Source organism: Pseudomonas sp. S11P7 (genome assembly GCF_023195435.1).
Lineage (GTDB): Bacteria > Pseudomonadota > Gammaproteobacteria > Pseudomonadales > Pseudomonadaceae > Aquipseudomonas > Aquipseudomonas fluorescens_G.
This window is the reverse complement of the sequence record NZ_JALPKS020000002.1, coordinates 5,328,501-5,350,206: the sequence shown is the minus strand read 5'-3', so window position 1 is coordinate 5,350,206 and position 21,706 is coordinate 5,328,501. Positions and strand designations below refer to the sequence as shown.

General features: G+C 59.5%; 18 protein-coding genes and 1 pseudogene. 5 read left to right on the top strand and 14 right to left on the bottom strand.

The genetic code is table 11. The annotated features are described in order from the left end of the window. Positions 1 to 103 precede the first annotated feature (103 nt). On the bottom strand, positions 104 to 460 hold the full coding sequence (locus M0746_RS24515) for a DUF6124 family protein (RefSeq protein ID WP_258450918.1): 357 nt from the start codon (positions 458 to 460) through the stop codon (positions 104 to 106). 570 nt (positions 461 to 1,030) lie between these two features. On the opposite strand from M0746_RS24515, the gene M0746_RS24510 reads away from it, so the two are divergent. Beyond that, positions 1,031 to 3,934, top strand: coding sequence for an RHS repeat domain-containing protein (locus tag M0746_RS24510; RefSeq protein WP_258450917.1), 2,904 nt, complete (start codon positions 1,031 to 1,033; stop codon positions 3,932 to 3,934). Between the two features lie 95 nt (positions 3,935 to 4,029). Here M0746_RS24510 and M0746_RS24505 read toward each other — a convergent pair. From M0746_RS24505 to M0746_RS24455, 11 genes and pseudogenes are all read right to left on the bottom strand, one after another. Further along, a pseudogene (locus M0746_RS24505) lies at positions 4,030 to 4,673 on the bottom strand (methionine ABC transporter permease). After that, complete coding sequence (locus tag M0746_RS24500) at positions 4,663 to 5,784, bottom strand: methionine ABC transporter ATP-binding protein (protein WP_258450916.1); 1,122 nt, start codon at positions 5,782 to 5,784, stop codon at positions 4,663 to 4,665. Before M0746_RS24500 ends, M0746_RS24505 begins: the two are co-directional and overlap by 11 nt. 2 nt (positions 5,785 to 5,786) lie before the next feature. Then, positions 5,787 to 6,596: a MetQ/NlpA family ABC transporter substrate-binding protein gene (locus M0746_RS24495; RefSeq protein ID WP_258450915.1), complete on the bottom strand. Its 810-nt coding sequence runs from the start codon at positions 6,594 to 6,596 to the stop codon at positions 5,787 to 5,789. A 149-nt stretch (positions 6,597 to 6,745) separates the two neighbouring features. Further along, positions 6,746 to 8,104 carry an LLM class flavin-dependent oxidoreductase gene (locus M0746_RS24490; RefSeq protein WP_258450914.1) on the bottom strand — a complete coding sequence of 453 codons (1,359 nt, stop codon included), beginning with the start codon at positions 8,102 to 8,104 and terminating at the stop codon, positions 6,746 to 6,748. After that, complete coding sequence (locus M0746_RS24485) at positions 8,104 to 9,297, bottom strand: SfnB family sulfur acquisition oxidoreductase (RefSeq protein WP_258450913.1); 1,194 nt, start codon at positions 9,295 to 9,297, stop codon at positions 8,104 to 8,106. Before M0746_RS24485 ends, M0746_RS24490 begins: the two co-directional genes overlap by 1 nt. A gap of 33 nt (positions 9,298 to 9,330) precedes the next feature. Continuing rightward, entirely contained in the window at positions 9,331 to 10,572 is a 1,242-nt protein-coding gene (locus tag M0746_RS24480; protein WP_258451523.1) for an SfnB family sulfur acquisition oxidoreductase, read from the bottom strand. 232 nt (positions 10,573 to 10,804) lie between these two features. After that, entirely contained in the window at positions 10,805 to 11,569 is a 765-nt protein-coding gene (locus M0746_RS24475) for a hypothetical protein (protein WP_258450912.1), read from the bottom strand. A gap of 461 nt (positions 11,570 to 12,030) precedes the next feature. Continuing rightward, positions 12,031 to 12,780, bottom strand: a complete 750-nt coding sequence (tcyN, locus tag M0746_RS24470; RefSeq protein ID WP_258450911.1) for an L-cystine ABC transporter ATP-binding protein TcyN — start codon at positions 12,778 to 12,780, stop codon at positions 12,031 to 12,033. Between the two features lie 4 nt (positions 12,781 to 12,784). Next, the gene (tcyL, locus tag M0746_RS24465) at positions 12,785 to 13,450 is read right to left on the bottom strand and encodes a cystine ABC transporter permease (protein ID WP_258450910.1); all 666 of its coding nucleotides are present in this window, start codon (positions 13,448 to 13,450) and stop codon (positions 12,785 to 12,787) included. After that, entirely contained in the window at positions 13,450 to 14,250 is an 801-nt protein-coding gene (tcyJ, locus tag M0746_RS24460; protein ID WP_258450909.1) for a cystine ABC transporter substrate-binding protein, read from the bottom strand. Before tcyJ ends, tcyL begins: the two co-directional genes overlap by 1 nt. A 307-nt stretch (positions 14,251 to 14,557) precedes the next feature. Then, the gene (locus M0746_RS24455; RefSeq protein WP_258450908.1) at positions 14,558 to 15,550 is read right to left on the bottom strand and encodes a D-cysteine desulfhydrase; all 993 of its coding nucleotides are present in this window, start codon (positions 15,548 to 15,550) and stop codon (positions 14,558 to 14,560) included. A gap of 190 nt (positions 15,551 to 15,740) precedes the next feature. On the opposite strand from M0746_RS24455, the gene epsC reads away from it, so the two are divergent. Then, on the top strand, positions 15,741 to 16,667 hold the full coding sequence (gene epsC / locus M0746_RS24450; RefSeq protein ID WP_258450907.1) for a serine O-acetyltransferase EpsC: 927 nt from the start codon (positions 15,741 to 15,743) through the stop codon (positions 16,665 to 16,667). A gap of 490 nt (positions 16,668 to 17,157) precedes the next feature. Continuing rightward, positions 17,158 to 19,119: a choline transporter BetT gene (gene betT, locus M0746_RS24445; RefSeq protein WP_258451522.1), complete on the top strand. Its 1,962-nt coding sequence runs from the start codon at positions 17,158 to 17,160 to the stop codon at positions 19,117 to 19,119. A 24-nt stretch (positions 19,120 to 19,143) separates the two neighbouring features. Here the strand turns inward: betT and M0746_RS24440 are convergent, their stop codons facing one another. Continuing rightward, positions 19,144 to 19,404 carry a hypothetical protein gene (locus tag M0746_RS24440; RefSeq protein WP_258450906.1) on the bottom strand — a complete coding sequence of 87 codons (261 nt, stop codon included), beginning with the start codon at positions 19,402 to 19,404 and terminating at the stop codon, positions 19,144 to 19,146. Positions 19,405 to 19,804: 400 nt separating this feature from the next. Here M0746_RS24440 and M0746_RS24435 point away from each other — a divergent pair, with 400 nt between their 5' ends. Both M0746_RS24435 and M0746_RS24430 read left to right on the top strand, forming a co-directional pair. Next, positions 19,805 to 19,987, top strand: a complete 183-nt coding sequence (locus M0746_RS24435) for a type II toxin-antitoxin system HicA family toxin (protein ID WP_258450905.1) — start codon at positions 19,805 to 19,807, stop codon at positions 19,985 to 19,987. After that, the gene (locus M0746_RS24430) at positions 19,984 to 20,448 is read left to right on the top strand and encodes a type II toxin-antitoxin system HicB family antitoxin (RefSeq protein WP_446731282.1); all 465 of its coding nucleotides are present in this window, start codon (positions 19,984 to 19,986) and stop codon (positions 20,446 to 20,448) included. Before M0746_RS24435 ends, M0746_RS24430 begins: the two co-directional genes overlap by 4 nt. A gap of 15 nt (positions 20,449 to 20,463) precedes the next feature. Here M0746_RS24430 and M0746_RS24425 read toward each other — a convergent pair whose 3' ends face one another. Continuing rightward, the gene (locus tag M0746_RS24425; RefSeq protein ID WP_258450904.1) at positions 20,464 to 21,501 is read right to left on the bottom strand and encodes a LacI family DNA-binding transcriptional regulator; all 1,038 of its coding nucleotides are present in this window, start codon (positions 21,499 to 21,501) and stop codon (positions 20,464 to 20,466) included. Between the last annotated feature and the right edge of the window lie 205 nt (positions 21,502 to 21,706).

Below are 21,706 nucleotides of genomic sequence, written 5' to 3'. Positions count from 1 at the left end.
TGCTGTTTTTGGCGGAGGAAGAGAGCGGACTATAAGCTTTTTCGCCGGCAAAAAAACGCCGCCTGCGCTGGCACCAGCGCAGGCGGCGACGGGTGCCCCGGTCTCAGGGCTGCTTCGCCCCCAGGCAATCGATCGAGCGATCCATCATCGCCTTGGCCATCTCCAGCAGATGCCAGACCGAGAACACCATGGCTCGATCCGCGCCCCCGAGCTGATCGCCGCATTGATGGACGGTCACCGAAGCGCAGCGCAGCAGATCGGCGACATACAACTGGGCATCCTCCAGCGTCACGTCCTCACTGATGCTGTAGACGCGTTTCTGTCCCGCCAACGTGACCTGTTTACCGGCCAGATGCGAGTCGACGGCACGGCACAGTGCAGAGCGATCCTTGAGCAAATCCTCGGTGAACCGTTTGCTGGAGGTGAGGCTGAGTGGCGGATCGGCAAGATTTTTTTCCATGGGTAAACTCCTGACTTCAAGTGGGGAGCCAACCATTTCGCGACTAAACGAGCAGGACGGCGGCTGCACGCAGATCAGTCGTCGGCCGCCGGTTATCGGCGCACCCGAAAGTGCCCTGCGCACAGCCAGCATCGGGCAGCTTGAAGCTCTGCCCAGGTCAGGCCTGACCGCACGCCCAGCGAATCCGGACAACTGAATCCGGTCACCGCCAAGCAGTGACGAGCGGAGATTAGCTACAGGATATTTCGGGTACAAGCGGGCAAATCATTCTAGGAAGCGTCCTGCAAACCCGCGTGCTTCGGGCTGGCGAAACGATAAATTTCGCGTAGGAAGGGTCTGGTTTTTACGAAGGGCATTGCCCAAATACGTGCGATCACATGGATCTGCTTGATGGCCACCTGCCGCCATCGAACATAGCGCTTATTCAGCCACGGCGCCAGCCCTGTCCAAATACGATACGTGCGTGCAGAAACCGGAAAACCTGGCTGAATGCAACTGGTAGTTCTTACAGTATCGGGCCAGAGAAAACAGGTTCAGTCTTGGTGCATGGCGCCAGGGACTCGCGTAGCCGTGAACACTCACCATGACACCGCCACTCCGACCTTGTCGGTCCTTGACCCGCGTGCATTGGCGATTCGCGGCGTTGCCTGTTACCGGCATCCGGACAAACCCGGTGTCGAATCGCGTATCACTCGGCAGAGCTTCGATGAGGCGGGGCGGCAGGTGGCTTCATGGGATCCGCGTTTATATGGCGCTGCGCCAAAGCCAAATCTGGCCGCTATCTACGCGTTGAGCGGGCAAGGGCTATTCACAGACAGTGTCGACGCCGGCTGGCAGGCGTGCCTGTTGAATGAAGCAGGTTCGTTGTGTGCTGTCTGGGATGCGCGGGGCAATCAGAGCCATCACCAATACGATGAGCTGCAACGGCCGATCGCCCTCAGTGAGCAAGCGCACGACGGGCAGCCTCACGTGGTCGAGCGCTGGACCTATGGAGAAGCCACCGATGATCGCGCGCTGCACAACCAGTGCGGTCAACTGATTCGTCATGACGACCCGGCCGGCAATCGACACTTCGATGACTACGGCCTCGGCGGCGCAGCACTGGTGGAGTCGCGACGCTTTCTGATCGAACTGCAAACACCGGACTGGCCCCTCGAACCCGATCGCCGAGATGAGTATCTCGAGAAAAGAAACTACGTCACCCGACAGACTTTCAGCCCGACAGGCGACCTGCAGCATCACACCGACGCGGTGGGTAATGTCAGAACGCAGCATTACAACCTGGGCGGGCAATCTGCCGCGATCTGGCTGTTACAGGCCGGCGAGGGCAGGCAGCCGCAGTGCCTGGTCAGTGCCATCCGCTACAACGCGCAGGGTCAGATCGAAAGCGAAACGGCCGGCAACGGCGTCGTCGCCCGTGCCGAATACAGCCGCGATGATGGCCGGTTACTCAGATTGGTCGCCAGTATCGGTGCGCAAACGCCGTTGCAGGATCTGAATTACACCTATGACCCGGTGGGCAATGTCACCCGCCTGGAAGATAAAACCCAGGCTGTGTCTTACTTCAACAATCAGCGGATCGATCCGGTCAGTTGGTATCGCTACGACAGCCTTTATCAACTGGTCGCGGCCCGCAGTTGGGAGGTCAGCCAGCCCAGCCATGGCCCGGCATTGCCGGCTCTTCTGCCAACACCGCTAGACCCCAACCAGCGGCGCAACTACACACAGACATTCGACTATGACGTCGCGGGTAATCTGATCACTCGTCATCACAGCGGTGCGCCGGGGTTTTCGATGTTTACTTCGGCTTACAGCAACCGAAGTCTGGGCCAGCGCGATGACGGTAATTTGCCAGGGGAAGCGGATATAGCGTCAGGATTCGATGCGGCGGGTAATCAGCTCGAGTTGCAACGCGGGCAGGCGATGACGTGGAACGAGCGTAATGAGCTGAGCCAGGTAGTGCTGGTTCAACGCGAGGCAAAAACCGGTGACTGCGAATGCTTCAGTTATGAGCGTCCCGGACATCGATCGCGCAAAATATTCATCCGACAGACTACGGTCCGAATTTTGTATAGCGAGGTACGTTATTTTTCCGGTCTTGAATTGCACCGTAGTGCCGAAGGTGAAGAGCATCAAGTGATCGAAATCGGAGTCGGTCGAACTTCTGTGAAGCTGTTGCACTGGCCTGGTGGCAGACATCCAGACCAACTGCGCTTTGGCTATGACGATCTCGTCGGCTCCTGCACTCTGGAGCTTGATGCGCAAGGCAGTGTTCTGACACTGGAACAGTATTATCCGTTTGGAGGCACCGCCTGTTGGGCTGGAAAAAATGCAGATGCGGCGGCATACAAGACCACTCGATATTCTGGCAAGGAGCGAGACGCCACGGGGCTTTATTACTATGGCTACCGATATTACGCGCCTTGGCTGCAGCGATGGATCAGCGCGGATCCGGAGGAGGACGGATTGAATTTGTACGCAATGGTCACAAACAATCCGGCAACCGCTGTTGATCCCGACGGTCGCAAGCGAAGCGATGCGCAGGATCGTTGGCGCAGAGCTTATGCGAGAGTAGTGGCTTCAAGAGACGGTGTCTGGGTACGCACCGTGGCGAGGGGGATTATTGCAGTCGATATTGTCGGCGGTAATGGACTGTTCGAGCGGATGGGAATGAACTTGAATCGCCCTGTCATTGGCGATAGAACGCTTGCCTACCTGTCGCTTGATTCGACATTACGAAGCAAAGTAGCGGGAGCAACAAAAGGATTTCGGCTGAATACTGCGCCGGGGCAGGACATCAAGGCGCAAGCAGCCATTGAGGATGCGGGCGTCGTTGCCTATGTAAATGGCGGCTTTTTCAATATGGGTAACCAGGCTAGCGCGCACGTTTCCCCCTTTGCGCCAATTGGCCCAAGCAAGATTGGCGGTAAAAGCCAGATTTACGCCCCGGTGCCTTCAGATTATCGAAAGCATTTTGTGACGGTTCGAATGAGAGACGGATCGAGTATTGAATCCGGGCCCTTGCTCTCACGAGGCGGGACAGCGGTTTTCCCTGAAAGCCTGTTAGGTCTTACCAAGTTTCTCTTCAACCCGAAAAACAATCAGCCAGGGAAGTTGGGTCACGCAGGTTCACCCAACATTCGCTCGGGTATCAGTAGGCCCGGCGGATCAGAGCACGGGCAGCGTACGCGTTTGGCATGGGGCGGCAGCACCGGGCGCAGCGAAGCAGCGACAGGCTATACCATGCCTGAATGGTCCAGGGTAATGGCCAGACTTGATGGGATGAGCGGGGCTGATGGATGGTCAGTGAACCTCGATGGCGGTCATTCGGCAGGAATCGGCGTGGTTGGAGCACAAGGCGAATTGCTTTACAGAAGACCAGAGGAAGGATCGTCCGTCAGATCCATCGCCAACTTCATTGCTTATTACGAAAAGCCTCCCAAGCAGAACTTTTTCAAAAAATGGTTCACCTGAATGTCGACGCCCGAGCGATAGTTTTCACGCAGCACTGGGTAGTCGGTCGGTTTTAGTGTTGGCTCACTTCCCGTAGCCAACACTACGAGATTGGCTCACCGCTTATTCAGTCCGCGCGCCAGCCTGTCTCCACCCAACTGAATCACCGCCACCAACGCCACCAGCAAGACAATCACCGTCAACATGATCTGACTGTCAAAACGCTGATAGCCGTAGCGATAAGCAATATCTCCCAGCCCACCAGCACCAATCGCCCCAGCCATGGCCGACGAGTTGATCATGGTCACCAGAGTGATGGTGAACCCCCGACAATTCCCGGTAGCGCCTCGGGCAGCAGTACATGCCAGACGATATGCCAGCGGCGGCAACCCATGGCCTGCGCGGCTTCGATCAAGCCATGATCAACCTCGCGCAGACTGACCTCGGCAATACGCGCAAAGAACGGTGTTGCGGCGATGGTCAGCGGCACCACAGCGGCCCAGACACCGTAGGTGGTACCGACGATCAGGCGGGTGAACGGAATCAGCGCGACCATCAGAATCAGAAACGGGATCGAGCGGAACAGATTGACGAAGGCGCCCAGCGCACGATTCAACAGCGGCGCTTCGTAAATCCCGCCCTTGTCGCTGGTGACCAGAATGACCGCCATGGGAATGCCCACCAGCAGCGCGATCAGCGAGGACACGCCAACCATCAGGAAGGTGTCGATAAAACCCTGCAGCAAGCGATCAAACCACATAGCCCAATACCTCCACTCGTTGCGCCCATTGTCCGGCGCGTTCGCGCAATTGCTCGGCGCTGAATGCCGAGCCGCTGACGGCCAGCAGTAACTGCCCCAGCGCATGACCCTGAATCCGTTCGACCCCGCCCTGAAGCAGCTTCACTCGTCCACCCAGCGCCGCAAACAACGCGGCCAGATCCGGCTCATCAGCGGCACTGCCGGTGAACTGCAAGCGCAGTACTACAGCGTCGTGGGCGGAAGTGGATTGCGCCAGCAAACGGCTCTGCAATTCTTCCGGCAAGGCGTGTTGCAGCGGCGCAAGCAGGGTCTGGCTGACCTCGTGCTGGGGATTGCCGAATACTTGCCAGACCGGGCCTTGCTCGACGATACGGCCGTGCTCAAGCACGACGACGCGGTCGCAGATCTCGCGAATCACCGCCATCTCATGAGTGATCAGCACAATGGTCAGACCCAGACGCTTATTGATCTCGCGCAGCAGGGCGAGGATCGATTGCGTAGTCTCCGGATCGAGCGCCGAGGTGGCCTCGTCGCACAGCAGAATGTCCGGGTCATGTACCAGCGCACGGGCAATGCCGACGCGTTGTTTCTGTCCACCGGAAAGTTGTGCCGGATACGCTGTGTGCTTGCTTTGCAGGCCGACCAGCTCGAGCAGTTCACGGACCTTTTTCTCGCGCTGTTCCTTCGGTACACCCGCGACTTTCAAGGGCAGTTCGACGTTCTGCCAAACGGTCTTGGCCGACATCAGATTGAAGTGCTGGAAGATCATCCCGATGCGCCGGCGCAACGCGACGAGGCGGTCTTCGTCGAATTCGCCGATGTCGACCTGATCGATCAGAACGCGCCCCGAGGTCGGCTGCTCGAGGCGATTGATCGTGCGGATCAACGACGACTTGCCGGCACCGCTGCGGCCGATGATGCCGAACACGTCACCACGCTGAATGGCCAGATCGATGCCCTGCAAAGCCGCGACCGGACCTTGCCGGCCGTTGTAGGTTTTGCCCAGCCCGATGAAGCGTACGTGGGCACGATTCAGCTCGGGATGCAGCTCGGTTTTTTGCGCAGTGTGTGGCTCTGGAGTCTCCAGTCGCCGTTGGATCGCGGCGGTCATGCTCAGCTTTCCCAACCGGCTTGATAGAGCTTGCCGTGAGCCTTGTCCAACGCTGCGCGAACGGCCGGCGAATGCTGGTAGATGTCGACGAATTTGATCAGGCGCGGATCAGTTTTGCTTTTCGGTTGAATGACGAACTGAATCACGTATTCCTTGTGATCGAGGCCGTCGAACAGCAGCGCCGAACCGGCATCGAAGGTCTTCGCCAGACGAATATAGGCCGGGTAACCCTGGACCAGATCGGCGTCATCGTAGGCGCGCACCAGTTGTACGGCTTCGACCTGGAGAATCTTGATCTTCTTCGGATTGGCGACGATGTCATCCTCGGTGGCCTTGTAGCCGACGCCCGGTTTGAGCGTGATCAAACCGGCCTTGGCCAGCAGCTGCAGACCGCGACCGCTGTTGATCGGATCGTTGGCGATGGCAACGCTGGCGCCTTCCGGTAACTCGTCGAAGCTTTGGTATTTTTTCGAGTACAGACCGACGTTGTTGATGATCCCCGGCGCGAACGGCACAAGATCAAAACCTGACGCGGCTTTGGCGTTTTCCAGAAACGGGATGTGCTGGAAATAATTCACGTCGATATCGCCGGCAGCGAGGCTGACGTTCGGTGCGATCCAGTCGGTGAACTCCACCAGCTCGACCTTCAGGCCTTGTTTCGAGGCCTCTTCGACGGCGGCTTCCAGCGGAATAGCGAAGGCGGCGGTGGTGCCGATTTTCAACGGCGCGTCGGCGGCAAATACTGCCGAGCTGAACAGGCCGAGGGCCAGGGCCAGTGCTTTGACTGGGTGGGAGAGCAGTTTCTTGGTCATGATGAGTTATCCAGTCAGTAAGTGTTTTCTTTGATCGTTCCCATGCTCCGCGTGGGATTGCCTCAATGGACGCTCTGCGCTCGCTGTTGGGACGCGGAGCGTCCCGGCTGCATTCCCACGCAGAGCGTGGGAACGATCAGTGCAAGGGATCAGTGGCGGTACGAAGATCCGCGGTGTTGCTCGGGGAGCTGCGCCCCTTCGTGAAACAGCTTCTCGCGCAAGGTGCCGCGGTCATACGCGGTCTTGTACGAGCCGCGCCTCTGTAGTTCGGGAATCACCAGTTCGATGAAATCCACATAGCTTTCCGGCGTGACGATGCGGGTCAGGTTGAAGCCATCCAGCCCGGTTTCGGCGATCCACGACTCCAGCTCATCGGCCACTTGTTCAGGCGAGCCGACCACGGTGATGTAGCGGCCACCGAGTGCGTGCTGGTCGAGCAATTTGCGCCGGGTCCAGTCATTGTTCTGCAGAGTCTTGGTGGCAGACTGAATCGCGTTGCTTTTCACGTACTGGATCGGTTCGTCGATTGCGTACCGGGAAAAGTCGATGCCGGTTGAGGCGGAAAAATGCGCGACGCCGGCCTCGGCGCTGGCGTAGCCGAGGTACTCGGCATGCTTGGCCCAGGCGGCTTCTTCGCTGGCGCCGACAATCACGTTGAGGCCCATGAACACCTTGATGTCTTCGGGGTTGCGCCCCGCCGCAACGGCACTGGCGCGGACTTTGTCCACTTGCGCCTTGGTCGATGGCTTGTTCTGGCCGCTGATGAATACGCACTCGGCGTGGCGCCCGGCGAACTGCAAGCCGCGCTCGGAACTGCCGGCCTGAAACAGCACCGGGGTACGCTGCGGCGACGGTTCGCACAGGTGATAACCCTCGACCTGGTAGAACTCGCCCTTGTGCTCGACCTTATGGACTTTGTCCGGCTGCGCGTAGATGCGCTGCTCGCGGTCGTTGAGCACCGCGTCGGTTTCCCAGCTGCCTTCCCAGAGTTTGTAGAGCACCTGCAAGTACTCGTCGGCCTGATCGTAACGGCGGTCATGTTCGACCTGCGCGCTGAGGCCCATGGCTTTGGCGGCGCTGTCGAGGTAGCCGGTGACGATGTTCCAGCCCACCCGGCCACGGCTCAGATGATCAAGCGTCGACAGACGCCGGGCGAACAGGTACGGCGCTTCGTAGGTGAGATTGGCGGTGAGGCCAAAGCCGAGATTTTTGGTCACCGCAGCCATCGCTGAGACCAGCAGCAACGGGTCGTTGACCGGCAACTGGATCGACTCTTTCAGCGTCACGTCGAGCGAGTTCTGGTAGACGTCATACACACCGACGATATCGGCGATGAACAGACCGTCGAACAAGCCGCGCTCAAGCAACTGCGCCAATTCGGTCCAGTATTCGATCGTGTTGTAACGGGTCGAGTTATCGCGCGGATGCGTCCACAAGCCGTGATTGATGTGGCCGATGCAGTTCATGTTGAACGCGTTGAGCAGAATCTTCTTTTTCGCCGCGCTCATCAGATCGTCCCTCGCAGCGGAGGGTTTTCATCGTTGAGGTAGTAATTGCCGACCGCGTGATATTTCCAGCGCACCGGGTCATGCAGCGTGTGCACGCGGGCGTTGCGCCAGTGGCGGTCGAGGCCATGCTCGGCGAGGGTGGCCTGGCTGCCGGCCAGTTCGAACAGGGTGCTGCCCGCCGCCAGGGAAATTTCCGTGCTGATCGCGCGTGCTTCGGCGACGGCGATCGAGGCCGCTGCAACGGTTTCGGCGTTGGTGTCAGCCTGTGCGGCATCAAGGAATTCGCCGGCGCGTTCGAGCAAAGCTTCGGTGGCGCTCAGGCGGATGCTCAGGTGGCCGAAGCTCTTCAGGGTCAGCGGGTCCTCGGTGGCCTTGTCGCTGCCGGAGTCGATCCATGGCCGCGTCTTGCTGCGCACGAAATGCAAGGCGTCCTCATAAGCGGCGCGGGCGATACCGGTATCGATGGCCGCGTGAAGAATTTGCGCCAGCGGGCCGACCGTGGTCGGTCGTTCGAAAGCACTCTGAAAGGGCAGCACGTCTTCAGCGGCAACGTAAACGTCTTCGAACACGACCGAGCCGCTGCCGGTGGTGCGCTGGCCGAAGCCGCTCCAGTCATCGATGATGCTCAGGCCTTTGCTGTGGCGTGGAACGAAGGCCAGTTGCTGCACGCCGTTTTCATCGACCACCGAGGTCGGAATGCGCTGCGCGTAAATCGCCCCGGTCGCGTAGAACTTGCGCCCGTTGATGCGGTAGCCTTCGCCGTCGCGTTTGAGACTGGTGACGCGGTCGTGAGCGGTTTTGGTGCCCAGTTCTGCCAGTGCATTGCCGAAGCGTTGGCCGGCAAGGACCTCGGCGTACAGGCGTTGTTTCTGTTCGTCACTGCCATTCACGCGCAGCACTTCCAGTGCGTAGAAATGATTCTGTGGAATCTGCCCCAGCGAGCCGTCAGCCCGCGCGATCAAAGCGATGACTTTGGCCAGGGTGACATTGGACACGCCCGCACCGCCATATTCTTTCGGTACGCTGATACCCCACAGGCCGGAGCGGGAAAACACTTCCAGTTCTGCCAATGGCAGGCGGCGTTCGCGGTCACGCAGGGCGCTGTCGCGTTGGAAATCTTCGGCCAGGTCGCTGGCGATAATCAGGGCTTGCTCATCGCTGGTGATGACCGCGACGTGTTGAGAAGAAGTCATGGGTTTCTCCAAGGCTCTTGAGAAAGTGTGCGGTCAGATCCAGGAATGGCGAGCCGGTAAAGTGCCGTTGAGGCGATACGCGCCAACCGCGTGATATTTCCAGCGCACCGGATCGTGCAGGGTGTGCACCCGGGCATTGCGCCAGTGGCGGTCGAGGTTGAATTCGGCGAGGGTTGCGCGGCTGCCAGCCAGTTCGAAAAGCTTTTCGCTGGCGAGCAAGGAAATTTCGGTGGTCAGCACTTTCGCTTCGGCCACGGCGATCGACGCGCGCGCGGCGGAGGCCGCGGTTATCGGTGCGGCATGCACCTGATCAAGCACCTGTCCGGCCTTGCGCAGCAGCGCTTCGGCGGCATGCAGTTCGATTTTCAATCTGCCGATGTCGGCGATCACGTAGAGGTCATCGCTGGCGCGATCAACCTTGGCGTCGATCCATGGTCGTGCGCGGGTTTTGACGAATTCGATGGCATCGTCGATCGCTCCACGAGCAATGCCGGCGTCGATGGCCGCTTGAATCAATTGCGACACGGCGCCTTGGGTGTTCGGCTTTTCGTTGATCTTCCAGTTGTCGATGACCAGGCTCGGCTCGACACGCACGTTGTTCAGCACAATCGTGCCGCTGGCGGTGGTGCGCTGACCGAAGCCCGACCAGTCGTCAACGATGCGCAAACCGGGCGTGCCGCGCCGGACGAACGCCAGCACCTGTTTGTCTTCATCGTTCAGCGCTTTCACCGCCACCCAGTGCGCAAATAGCGCGCCGGTGGAATAGAACTTCTGGCCGTTGATCACGTAATCGTCGCCATCGACGCTGATCCTCGCTTTCAGTTCCAGGGTGTTTTTGCTGCCGCGTTCCGGGCCGGCATTGCCGATGCGCCAGCCTTGCAGAACACTGTCGAACAACTGCTGTTTCTGCGCCTCGCTGGCGCAGCCAAGGATCAGGTGGATGATGCCGAACTGATTCTGCGGGATTTGCCCCAACGCCGGGTCGGCGGCGGAAATGATCGCGAAGACTTCCGCCAGCGTCACGAACGAAACCTGCGGGCCACCGTATTCGCGCGGGATCGCGATGCTGCCCAGGCCACTGCGGGTGAACTGTTCGATTTCCGACCACGGCAACTTGCGCTGACGATCGCGTTTCGCCGCCTGAACGCGGGCGACCTGCGCCAGCTCCTGGGCAGCCTTGACGGCCTGGGCATCGTTGCGCAAAACCTGCGCGGGCAACAGCAGCGGGGCGATGTCCAGATCCGACTGGGCGTTTGCATCGGCCAGACTGGACATCATCGCCACTCCCTGGCTGCACGCAATGCCCTGGCGATCTGCACTGGGGTGATTGACTTCCGGACCATACGACCTACCTCACATCTCATTGAAAACGCCGCAAGGTGCGGCGAACGAAAGAATGTCCGGTGGTCCGGTGTATATACCCTAAGCGTGTATAAATATTAAATAAACTAACTTTTAGGAATATGCATAGAAGGAGGGGGCGCACCCCCGTCGCCTCTCGGGAAGATCAATGCTCGCGCGCTTCGGCCGCTTTGAGTTCGTGCCTCAACGGGACTTTCAGGTAAGGATTGACGCAGCCGATTTTCAAGGTGCGCGGCGGTGCCCAGCGGGAGTTGTTGCCGACCCGATCGAGGATGCAATAGGTCACGTCCAGGCGCAGATCCTCGCCCGCTTCGACAATCACCGCCGGCGGTACCCAGACCTGGACCGGCAAGCCGATGTCGGCTGCGGTGATTGGTGCCAGGTCCATCCGCACATCACCCCAGCGCAAGGTAATGGCGTCATCTTCAGCCATGTTCAGGTACGGCTCGATGCTCAGTGGCACGCCGCGTTTGATCTGGTTCGGGTTGACGCCCTGGCGGCGGATGGCCTCGGGAATCGTCACCGGGGCCAGTTGCTGGTTTTCGTCTGCGCTCAGGGCCGATGGCTGGCCGCCGGGGCAATCGAGTTTGACCAGCACTCGTGTCGCCGCCGAGAACGCCGGGCCCTGGCCGACCTGCATTACCCGGTAATGAATGCGCGCAGTGCCGTTGTCGATGAAGCTCTCCGGTACACGCAGGCTGACCGCCATGCCGACATCCTCGGCGGTCAGAACTCTGGAGGCGACGTAACACTTGTTCCAGAACAATTCGATAAGGTCGCCGCTGTCCATGTCGGGGTAGGGCGCTACCTCGATCAACAGATGAGCGGCGGCGGCCAGATTGATGCCGGTTTTCTGCGCGGGCGCCAGGCTCGGCGCTGCCAGTTCGGGGGTATGCGAAGTGCGGGTCATCGATTTCTCTCCTTGAAGCCTTGCAGCGAAGTCCGTTTCTGAAAGAACAAAAGGCGTGAATAAACCGGCAATAAAGCGTCGAACTTTTATTCAACTTGAAGACGGCGTGATTGAACTGGATGGTGCCGGTTGTCGACTAGATAAGAGGGTGCCGAGAGGAGTGTCAATAGACGAGATTAGTTAATCCGCGAATTACAATTTAATCAGAAAGTTCCTACGGTACGGACGCCGAATGCCTATGCGGCGGGGCGAATCGGGCCACGAGCTTTGCGGCTTTTTGTCCGTTTACGCTTGGGTTTAGGGGTGGATGATCAAACCGGAGGGGTCGAGTTACAGGCGCAACTCAACTGTTGCGCAATGTATGCAAATGCGTCGCTTACAGGTGGTTTAATATGGATTTATATACGTCTGGATAGGCCGCTTCCATCCCTGGAAGTTGCCGAAATGCAATTAACAGAAACTCAGGCGTGATTCAGAAATTTGCTGAGAAACTGTTGCGTGCGCTGTTCTTTCGGATTGGCAAACAATGCCTTGGCTTCGCCTTGTTCGACAATCACGCCCTTGTCGAAAAACACCACACGGTTGGCCACGTCGCGAGCAAAACCCATCTCGTGCGTGACGATGACCATGGTGCGTTTCTCTTCAGCGAGGCCGCGGATGGTCGCCAGCACTTCGCCGACCAGTTCCGGGTCGAGCGCCGAGGTCGGCTCATCGAACAGAATCACTTCCGGTTCCATCGCCAGTGCCCGGGCAATCGCCACGCGCTGCTGCTGACCACCGGAGAGACGGCGCGGATACGCGTCCTCTTTGCCGGCGAGTCCGACCTTGGCCAAGAGTTTTTTGCCCAGCGCGACAGCCTCGTCACGCGGGATCTTCTTGACTACGATCGGACCTTCGATGACGTTTTCCAGTGCGGTGCGATGGGGGAACAGGTTGAAGTTCTGGAACACGAAACCCACGTGCTGGCGCAGATTGCGCACCAGGCTCTGTTGCTGGTTCAGCGGGCGGCTGGTATCGATCTCGATATCGCCGACCTTGATCCGGCCGCTGGTGGGTTGTTCAAGAAAATTCAGGCATCGCAGGAACGTGGTTTTCCCCGAACCACTGGGGCCGATGATCGCCACGACCTCGCCTTCCTTGACCTCCAGGTCGATGCCGTTGAGCACGACCTGCTGCTTGAATTGCTTGGTCAGTTTTTCCACGACAATCATGGGCTCAGGACTCCTGGTCGTGCCGATTGACCCGCTCTTCCAACTTGTTCTGCAGGTGCGACAGCACCGTGGCCAGAATCCAGTAGATCAGCGCGGCGGCAAGATACATGGTGAAGACTTCGAAAGTCCGGGCGGTAATCAGTTGCGCCTGGCGGAACAGCTCCGGCACCTGAATGGTGGCGGCCAGCGCGGTGTCCTTGACCAGCGAAATGAAGCTGTTGCCCAGCGGCGGCAGCGCCGTGCGCATCGCTTGCGGCAGGATGGCCCGGCGCAAGGTCTGCGCGCGGGTCATGCCGATGCTCGCAGCGGCTTCCCACTGACCACGCTCGATCGAACCGATCGCGGCGCGGAGTATTTCACAGGCGTAGGCGGCCATGTTCAGCGAGAAGCCGATCAGCGCTGCCGGTAGCGGATCAAGTTCGAGACCCAATTGCGGCAAGCCGTAATAGATCATGAACAGTTGCACCAGCAACGGCGTGCCGCGAAAGAACGACACGTAGATGCGTGCCAGCCAGCTGACCGATTTGAAGCGCGACAGGCGCATCAGCGCGAGACCGAAGCCCAGCAGCAGGCCGAAAAACATGCCGCCGAGACTGAGGACTACCGTGTAATACGCACCCTTGAGCAGGAAGGGCGCGGAATCCAGGGCGAGTTGGAAAGCTTCTTCCATTATTGAGTGACGTCAGTGTTGAAGTATTTCTCCGACAGCTTTTTCAGCGTGCCGTCGGCGCGCAGTTCGTCGAGGGCCTTGTTCACCGCCGCCAGCAGTTCCGGCTCGCCTTTGCGCAGGGCAATCCCGGATTCCTGACGCGAGAACGCTTCACCGGCGGCCACGGTTTTCGGGGCTTTCTTGGCGTATTCCAGCGCGGCCAGACGGTCGATCAGGATCGCATCGATGCGACCGTTGTTGAGGTCCGCGAACTTGGTCGGATCATCATCGTAAGTGCGTACGTCAGCACCCGGCACGTTAGCGCGTACCCATTGTTCGTAGTTGGTGCCCAGGCCGACGCCGACTTTCTTGCCGGACAGGTCAGTGGCGGTCTTGATGTTCAGCGCGGCCTCTTTGCTTTTCAGCACCAGCGCCTGAATCCCGGAAACGGTATACGGTTTGGAGAAGTCATACTTCTTCTTGCGCTCCTCGGAGATGGTCACCTGGTTGACCACGATGTCCAGGCGCTTGGATTCCAGCGCGGCGAGGATGCCGTCCCACTTGGTTGGCTGAACCTTGGCTTTGACGCCGAGTTTTTGCGCCAGCGCTTCAGAGAGTTCGACTTCGAAGCCGGACAGCTTGCCGTTCTCGTCGACGAAACTGAACGGTGGATAAGTGCCTTCCAGGCCGACGTTGAGCACGCCTTTGTCCTTGATCTGTTGCAGTTGCTCACCGGCCACGGCCTGGCCGATCAGGCCGGCGCCCAGCGCAAGACCCAGCGAGCCGACCAGCAGAGTGCGACGTAGTGCGGAAAAATTCATGACAAGCCCCTGTGTTTTCTTATGGAAGACGCTTAAGGAATGTAGGCACATTCGGGAATTTGACGACAGCGCTATCCTGCCTCAAAGCAGCTTATGCGTCTCGCCCGAAATTCGCCTGCGGCGTGACTATAGGATGTCGGCTATAGACTTGAAAATACTCAATATTTGGCTGCTTATACTTTTCCTGCATATGGATAGCTTCCACGCTCGGCCTGCGAATGCCTCAAAGGACCCTCCGAGTTGCAGCTCCGGAAGGGACGCAGAGCCTCCCGGGCTGCCTTGCCACGCGGAGCGTGGGAACGATCAGTTACAGAAAATCCTTGTAGGCAAACAGCGCCGGCGCACCGCCCGTATGAAGGAAAATGATCGGCCCCTCATCAAAGCGCTGGCGCCCGATGCCATCGAGCAATCCCGCCATGGCCTTGCCGGTATAGACCGGGTCAAGCAACAGACCTTCCTGACCCGCCAGCAGTTTCACCGCTGCAAGGGTGCCGGCGTTCGGCTCGCCATAGCGCGGGCCGAAATATTCGTCCCACAACTCGACCTTGAAACGGGTCGGCAGCTCGACACCGAGCAGGTCTGCGGCGCGCTCGGCCAGGCTCTGGACCTTCGGCCGCTGATCTTCTTCGCTGCGCGACACCGTCACGCCAATCACCGGGAGTTGTGGCAGCGCTTCGCTCAGTGCGAGCGCCAGACCGCTATGCGTGCCGGCGCTGCCCGATGCCAATACGACGGCAGCGAACTCAAGTCCGGTGTCTCTTATCTGTTCGGCCAGTTCCAGCCCGGCGCGCACGTAACCCAACGCACCCAGCGCATTGGAACCGCCGATCGGCACCAGATAGGGTTTCTTGCCGTTGCTGCGCAGGCGCACGGCGAGGGCGGCCAGTTGTTCGTCAGCGTTATCGAGGTTGTCGACTAATTCGACCTTGGCATCGAACAGATCCAGCAGCAGGCGATTGCCGTTGCCGGTGTAATTGCTGTCCTCAGTGCCCAAGGGGTTTTCCAGCAGCGCCACACAGCCGAGGCCGAGACGGGCGGCCAGCGCAGCCGTCTGGCGAACGTGGTTCGATTGCAGCGCGCCTGCGGTGATCAGCGTGTCGGCGCCTTGGACGAGGGCATCGGCGGCGAGGTATTCGAGCTTGCGCAGCTTGTTTCCGCCCATGGCCAGCGGCGTCAGGTCATCGCGCTTGATGTACACCTCGCGACCGAGCCATGTGGACAGACGTTCGAGTTTTTCCAGTGGCGTAGGGTGGCCGAGCAGGTCGAGACGGTTAAAGCGTTCCAGCTGATTCTTGATCATGGGTCCGTACTGGCGGAGAAAGATGAAAGGACTATAGGCACGCGCATTTGCAGGGGCAACCGCCAATCGCTTATAGCCCGTTGGACTTAGTTCAGCACTATCGGTTCTTAATTTGCCCTCACGCTCATGCCGTAAAGTGGGCGCCGTTGACGCGGCCAGACAGTCCGGCCGCCCGTGAGGAGTCTCTACCGTGAGCGAGCGATCCAGTCATTGGCAATTGCACACCATCGTCGGCCAGTTACGTAGCGCGCGCGATCAATGGCGGGCACAGAATGGCCGGGCTTCCGGCGAGCAGGGTGGCCGCGAATTGCCTTCGCGCGCAGCAATGGCGGAGATTCTTGAAGCATTGTGCGGCGCGCTGTTTCCGATGCGTTTGGGGCCGGTCGACCTGCGTGAGGAAAGTGAAGATTTTTACGTCGGCCACACCCTCGACGTCGCGCTGAATGCCTTGCTGACGCAGACCCGCCTGGAGCTGCGTTACGTAGCGCGCCACAGCGCGCAGGACGACAGCGAAGTCGAAGCCCGCGCGATTCAGATCGTTCAGGATTTCGCCCTGGCTTTGCCAGGCTTGCGTATCCTGCTCGACACCGATGTGCTGGCGGCCTATCACGGTGACCCGGCCGCACGCAGTGTCGACGAAGTACTGCTGTGCTATCCGGGAATCCTGGCGGTGATTCACCATCGTCTGGCGCATCATTTGTACCGCGCGGGTCTGCCGCTGCTGGCGCGGATCAGCGCGGAAATCGCCCACTCGGCGACCGGTATCGATATCCATCCGGGCGCGCAGATCGGCCGGAGTTTCTTTATCGATCACGGCACGGGCGTGGTGATTGGCGAGACGGCGATCATTGGCGAGCGGGTGCGGATTTATCAGGCCGTGACGCTGGGGGCCAAGCGCTTTCCGGCGGATGAGGACGGCCAGTTGCAGAAGGGCCATCCGCGCCATCCGATCGTTGAGGACGATGTGGTGATCTACGCCGGGGCGACGATTCTCGGGCGGATCACCATCGGCAAGGGCTCGACCATCGGTGGCAATGTGTGGCTGACGCGCAGTGTGCCGGCGGGGGCGAACCTGACGCAGGCGAATTTGCAGCATGATGACGGGACGCAGAAATAAGGACGTGGAATCCTTTTCCCTCACCCCAGCCACACTCCCGGAGGGAGAGGGGGCCGACCGGGGTGTTTTGGGTTATCCATCGACCTGAGAGACCGAGTCGATTATGGATTCGCTACAGCAGGTTCGCCTCGGCGTATCTCTTGAATATCCCCCAATCAGTCCCTCGCCTTCTGGGCGGTCCGACGTTTCGGGAGGGCCAGGGTGAGGGGCTTTTGATTCTGCAGCCGGAGCAGTGAACGAATCCCCTGAAACCCGCGTCATACCCCTCCTCGGGCCGCTGTAGGAAAACTACCGCCCAGCCCTGCGATTAGTCCTTACCACCCTATCCATGTTTAACTTGAACGTTCATTCAAGTTAAACCGGCGGTTCGCTGCCCGCTCACAACAGGAGGCTTGCCTTTGCTGAGTCCGATCATTTCAGCCATGTTTCAACCCCTTGAGGTGCACGTTTCATGAGTGCATCGTCTACCCCCGCCAGCGGTCTGGTGCGGATGAATCCGCCGGTGTTCTACTTCGCCGCGACGGTCATTCTGCTGTTTGGTCTCGTCGTTATCGCCATGCCCGAGCAGGCCGGCGCCTGGTTGCTGCAAGCGCAGAACTGGGCGGCCAACACGGTCGGCTGGTATTACATGCTCGCGATGACGGTGTATCTGATCTTCGTGGTGGTCACTGCCTTGTCCGGCTACGGCAAGATAAAACTCGGTGCCGACCACGACGAGCCCGAATTCAGTTATCTGTCGTGGGCCGGCATGCTGTTCGCCGCCGGGATCAGCATCACGCTGTTTTTCTTCTGCGTGTCCGAGCCGCTGACCCACATGATCCAGCCGCCGCAAGGCGAGGCGGGCACCGCAGAGGCGGCGCGTCAGGCGATGCAGATTCTGTTTCTGCACTGGGGCCTGCACGGCTGGGGCGTGTTCGCCTTCGTTGGCATGGCGCTGGCCTATTTCGCCTACCGTCACAACCTGCCGCTGGCGCTGCGTTCGGCGCTGTATCCGCTGATCGGCAAACGCATCAACGGCCCGATCGGTTACGCCGTCGATGGCTTCGGCATCATCGCCACGGTGTTCGGTCTGGGTGCCGACATGGGCTTTGGCGTGCTGCACCTCAACTCCGGTCTCGATTATTTATTCGGCATCGCTCACACCCAGTGGATTCAGGTCGGCCTGATCACGCTGATGATGGGCGCAGCGATCATCGTTGCTGTTTCCGGCGTGGATAAAGGCGTGCGGGTGATGTCCGACATCAACATGCTGCTGGCCTGTGCGCTGCTGCTGTTCGTGTTGTTCGCCGGGCCCACTCAGCACCTGCTCAACACCTTGATCCAGAACCTCGGCGATTACCTCGGCGCCCTGCCGATGAAGAGTTTCGATCTCTACGCCTACGACAAACCGAGCGACTGGCTCGGCGGCTGGACGGTGTTCTACTGGGCCTGGTGGATCGCATGGTCGCCATTCGTAGGCCTGTTCATCGCACGGATTTCCCGTGGCCGCACCATCCGCGAATTTGTCTTCGGCGTGCTGTTGATTCCGCTCGGTTTCACCCTGGCGTGGATGTCGATTTTCGGTAACAGCGCCCTTGATCAAGTGCTCAACCATGGCATGAGCGCGCTGGGCATGTCGGCCATCGACAATCCCTCGATGAGCATTTACCTGTTGCTGGAAACCTATCCGTTCAGCAAAACCGTGATCGCCGTGACGGTGTTCATCAGCTTCGTGTTCTTCGTCACCTCGGCGGACTCCGGCACCGTCGTGCTCTCGACGCTGTCGGCCAAGGGCGGCAACCCGGACGAAGACGGGCCGAAATGGCTGCGGGTGTTCTGGGGCGCGATGACCGCGCTGATCACCAGTGCGCTGTTGTTCTCCGGCAGCATCGATGCATTGAAGTCAGCGGTGGTCCTCACGTCGTTGCCGTTCTCGCTGATTCTGCTGCTGATGATGTGGGGCCTGCACAAGGCGTTCTACCTGGAATCGCAGAAGCAGATTGCGCAGCTGCATTCGCTGGCGCCGGTTTCCGGTTCCCGGCGTGGCACCGGTGGCTGGCGCCAGCGCCTGAGCCAGGCAGTGCATTTCCCCTCGCGGGACGAGGTGTATCGCTTCATGGACACCACGGTGCGCCCGGCGATTGAAGAAGTCACGGCGGTGTTTGTTGAAAAAGGCTTGAACGTGGTCACCCAGCCGGACCCGTCGCATGACAACGTGAGTCTTGAAATCGGCCATGGCGAGCAGCATCCGTTCATCTATCAAGTGCAGATGCGTGGCTACTTCACGCCGTCGTTTGCGCGCGGTGGCATGGGCTCCAAGCAGCTCAACAACCGCCGCTACTACCGCGCCGAAGTGCACTTGAGCGAGGGCAGTCAGGATTACGATCTGGTCGGCTACACCAAAGAGCAGATCATCAACGACATCCTCGACCAGTACGAACGGCACATGCAGTTCCTGCATCTGGTGCGTTGATCGGCGGCTGAGCGTCGGGTCGGTTCAGGACTCGGCGCTCAGCACCATGAACAACACCATCGCCGCCATCGGCACGCCGAACACCGCACTGCCAATCGCTATTTCCGAACCCACGGACTGGCCGGCATGCACCACCCCCACCACGCCATTGATCAACGTCAACGCCAGCCACAGCACGGCGAAGCCGTAGGCCATGGTCTGCCGACTGAAGCCGATGCGCTCACCGATGTAGAGCATCAGCGCGAGCAGGACCAGGCCGAAGAAAATGATGATGGCGGTGTGCATGGGGCGTTCTGCCTGATGAAGATGTCGTGCCGGGAAGAGGGCCTTCGCGAGCAGGCTCGCTCCCACATTGGATCTCGGCAGGACATAGATCGATGTTCGCAGGAAACTCCTGTGGGAGCGAGCCTGCTCGCGAAGGCGCTACTGCAGTGTTATTTAGAGCATAGTCAATTCCGCCCTTGCTTTTGCGCACAGGGTTGCTCTGTCGACACATTTTGCGACTCGTTTAGAAATGCCTGACGGCTGAGATGTTTTGCTTGCTGGCCCGCACCTACCGATGATCTCCCCCATGAGCGCACGCATGCTCTGTAGGCTAATATTTGTCTGCGTGTGTATCGTGTGTATAAAAACCGCCCGGGCCTCCTATTGTAAGAAGCTCTAGCTGTCGAACAGGGCGAAGGAAATGCGTAGTCGGGAAATGATCAGGAGGATCGAGATCGATGGTTGGTATCTGGTGGCGGTGAAAGGCAGCCATCATCAATACAAGCATCCGTTCAAGCTGGGGAGGGTGACGATCAAGCACCCTGACTCAGATCTTCCCAAGGGGACGATTAATAGCATTTTGAAACAGGCGGGCTTGAAATGAGGCTCACCATTGAAAACGAAGGCCCTTTGATTGGCCTGTCAGAGGAAGGACTCACCCACATGAAATTCCCGGTCGTTCTGCACAAGGATGTCGACTCGGACTACGGAGTGATTATCCCGGATGTCCCCGGCTGCTTTTCCGCAGGCGCTACGGTTGCTGAGGCTTTTGAAAGTGCTCGGGAGGCGTTGGCGCTTCACTATGAAGGTCTGGTTGCCGACGGAGCGCCGTTGCCGCAGGTGCAAGACATTGATGCGCATCTTGATAACCCGGATTACGCAGGAGGGATCTGGGGCGTGGTCGATTTTGATATCACGCCGTATTTCGGCAAGTCAGTGCGGTTCAACGCTACATTGCCTGAGCAACTGTTGGAGCGTATCGATCAAACAGTCAGGCGCGATCAGCGCTACAACTCGCGGTCAGGATTCCTGGCTGCGGCAGCCTTGCGCGAATTGTCGAGCTGAGCGAGATCCTGGAGATCAGGTGCTTTCGCGTTCGATAACCTGACATTGCAGCAGGTTCAGACGTTGCACCTCGTCGCTCGGCAATACCCCGAGGCTTTCCAGCACGCGTGTTGCGGCCAGTACGCCGATCTCCAGTGCCGGTGGTTTGATCGTACTGAGGCTTGGCAAAAGCATCTCGGCGAACGGGTAATCCCCGAAGCCCAGAACGGCGCAGTCTTCGGGGATTTTCAGGCCTGCGCGTTGCCCGGCGAGCAGGCCGCCGGCGGCGAGGTTGTCGTTGGCGAAGATGATCGCGTCGGGGCGCGGTGAGGCGTTCATCAGCGCCTCCATCGCCTGTTTGCCGGCTTCGAACGGTGCGCGATCGGCGTCGGGCGCGAAAACCCACGGTTCCAGGCCAGATTTGCGCAGGGTCGCGGCATAGCCGTCACGGCGTTCCAGTGCGCTGAAATCCCCCGGCGCACTGTTCTGCACGAAGGCGATGCGCCGGTAGCCTTTTCCGAGCAGATGCGTTGCCGCCTTCACCCCCACCTCGAAGTGCGAAAAGCCGATCTGCATCGGCTCGCGATCCGGCTGGTAATCCCAGGTCTCGATCACCGGGATATCCGCTTCGGCGATCATCTTTTCCGTGCCTGCACTGTGAAAGTGGCTGGTCAGCACCAGCGCTGCCGGCGACCAGCCGAGAAATGCGCGCACGGCATTTTCTTCCTGCTCGATATCGAAATAACTCGACGCCAGCAACAGCTGATAACCGTGACGGCTGAGGGTGTCGCTGAAGCCTTGAATGGTGTTGGCAAAGATCGGGCCGGAGATGTTGGGGATGACCATGCCAACGATTTTCCCCCGCGCCGAGGCCAGGCCGCCGGCGACCAGATTCGGCACGTAGCCCAACTCGGCGACCACCGCCGCGATGCGCTCGCGGCGCTCGGGCGATACCTGCTCGGGCTGATTGAAATACCGCGACACGGTAATCGCCGACACCCCGGCTGCGCGCGCTACGGCATTCAGCGTCACACGGCCGGCGCCTCGGCGTTTACGCGGTTTTTCATCGTTCAAGAGTCAATCCTTTCTGAAAACCAAATCGCATATAAAAGTAATTTTTCAGTATTGGACGCTCTATGTCGGGGTTGCCAATACTGGCGATGTTAGCGCTAACAAAGCGCATTGTCTGCTACTCGCTCGAGCGAATGCCCAAGACACCGAATCAGGCGTTGTCGTCGCAGAACGGCAGCGGATCAGGGCCAATTTCGAGCGGGCAGAA

Excerpts from the sequence above, each read along its gene's own strand:
- M0746_RS24440 (WP_258450906.1), bottom strand. The coding sequence starts at position 19,404 with ATGCACACCGCCATCATCATTTTCTTCGGCCTGGTCCTGCTCGCGCTG.
- tcyJ (WP_258450909.1), bottom strand. The coding sequence starts at position 14,250 with ATGAATTTTTCCGCACTACGTCGCACTCTGCTGGTCGGCTCGCTGGGT.
- M0746_RS24495 (WP_258450915.1), bottom strand. The coding sequence starts at position 6,596 with ATGACCAAGAAACTGCTCTCCCACCCAGTCAAAGCACTGGCCCTGGCC.
- M0746_RS24455 (WP_258450908.1), bottom strand. The coding sequence starts at position 15,550 with ATGATCAAGAATCAGCTGGAACGCTTTAACCGTCTCGACCTGCTCGGC.
- M0746_RS24485 (WP_258450913.1), bottom strand. The coding sequence starts at position 9,297 with ATGACTTCTTCTCAACACGTCGCGGTCATCACCAGCGATGAGCAAGCC.
- M0746_RS24475 (WP_258450912.1), bottom strand. The coding sequence starts at position 11,569 with ATGACCCGCACTTCGCATACCCCCGAACTGGCAGCGCCGAGCCTGGCG.
- M0746_RS24480 (WP_258451523.1), bottom strand. The coding sequence starts at position 10,572 with ATGTCCAGTCTGGCCGATGCAAACGCCCAGTCGGATCTGGACATCGCC.
- M0746_RS24490 (WP_258450914.1), bottom strand. The coding sequence starts at position 8,104 with ATGAGCGCGGCGAAAAAGAAGATTCTGCTCAACGCGTTCAACATGAAC.
- M0746_RS24515 (WP_258450918.1), bottom strand. The coding sequence starts at position 460 with ATGGAAAAAAATCTTGCCGATCCGCCACTCAGCCTCACCTCCAGCAAA.
- tcyN (WP_258450911.1), bottom strand. The coding sequence starts at position 12,780 with ATGATTGTCGTGGAAAAACTGACCAAGCAATTCAAGCAGCAGGTCGTG.
- M0746_RS24430 (WP_446731282.1), top strand. The coding sequence starts at position 19,984 with ATGAGGCTCACCATTGAAAACGAAGGCCCTTTGATTGGCCTGTCAGAG.
- M0746_RS24435 (WP_258450905.1), top strand. The coding sequence starts at position 19,805 with ATGCGTAGTCGGGAAATGATCAGGAGGATCGAGATCGATGGTTGGTAT.
- M0746_RS24500 (WP_258450916.1), bottom strand. The coding sequence starts at position 5,784 with ATGACCGCCGCGATCCAACGGCGACTGGAGACTCCAGAGCCACACACT.
- tcyL (WP_258450910.1), bottom strand. The coding sequence starts at position 13,450 with ATGGAAGAAGCTTTCCAACTCGCCCTGGATTCCGCGCCCTTCCTGCTC.
- betT (WP_258451522.1), top strand. The coding sequence starts at position 17,158 with ATGAATCCGCCGGTGTTCTACTTCGCCGCGACGGTCATTCTGCTGTTT.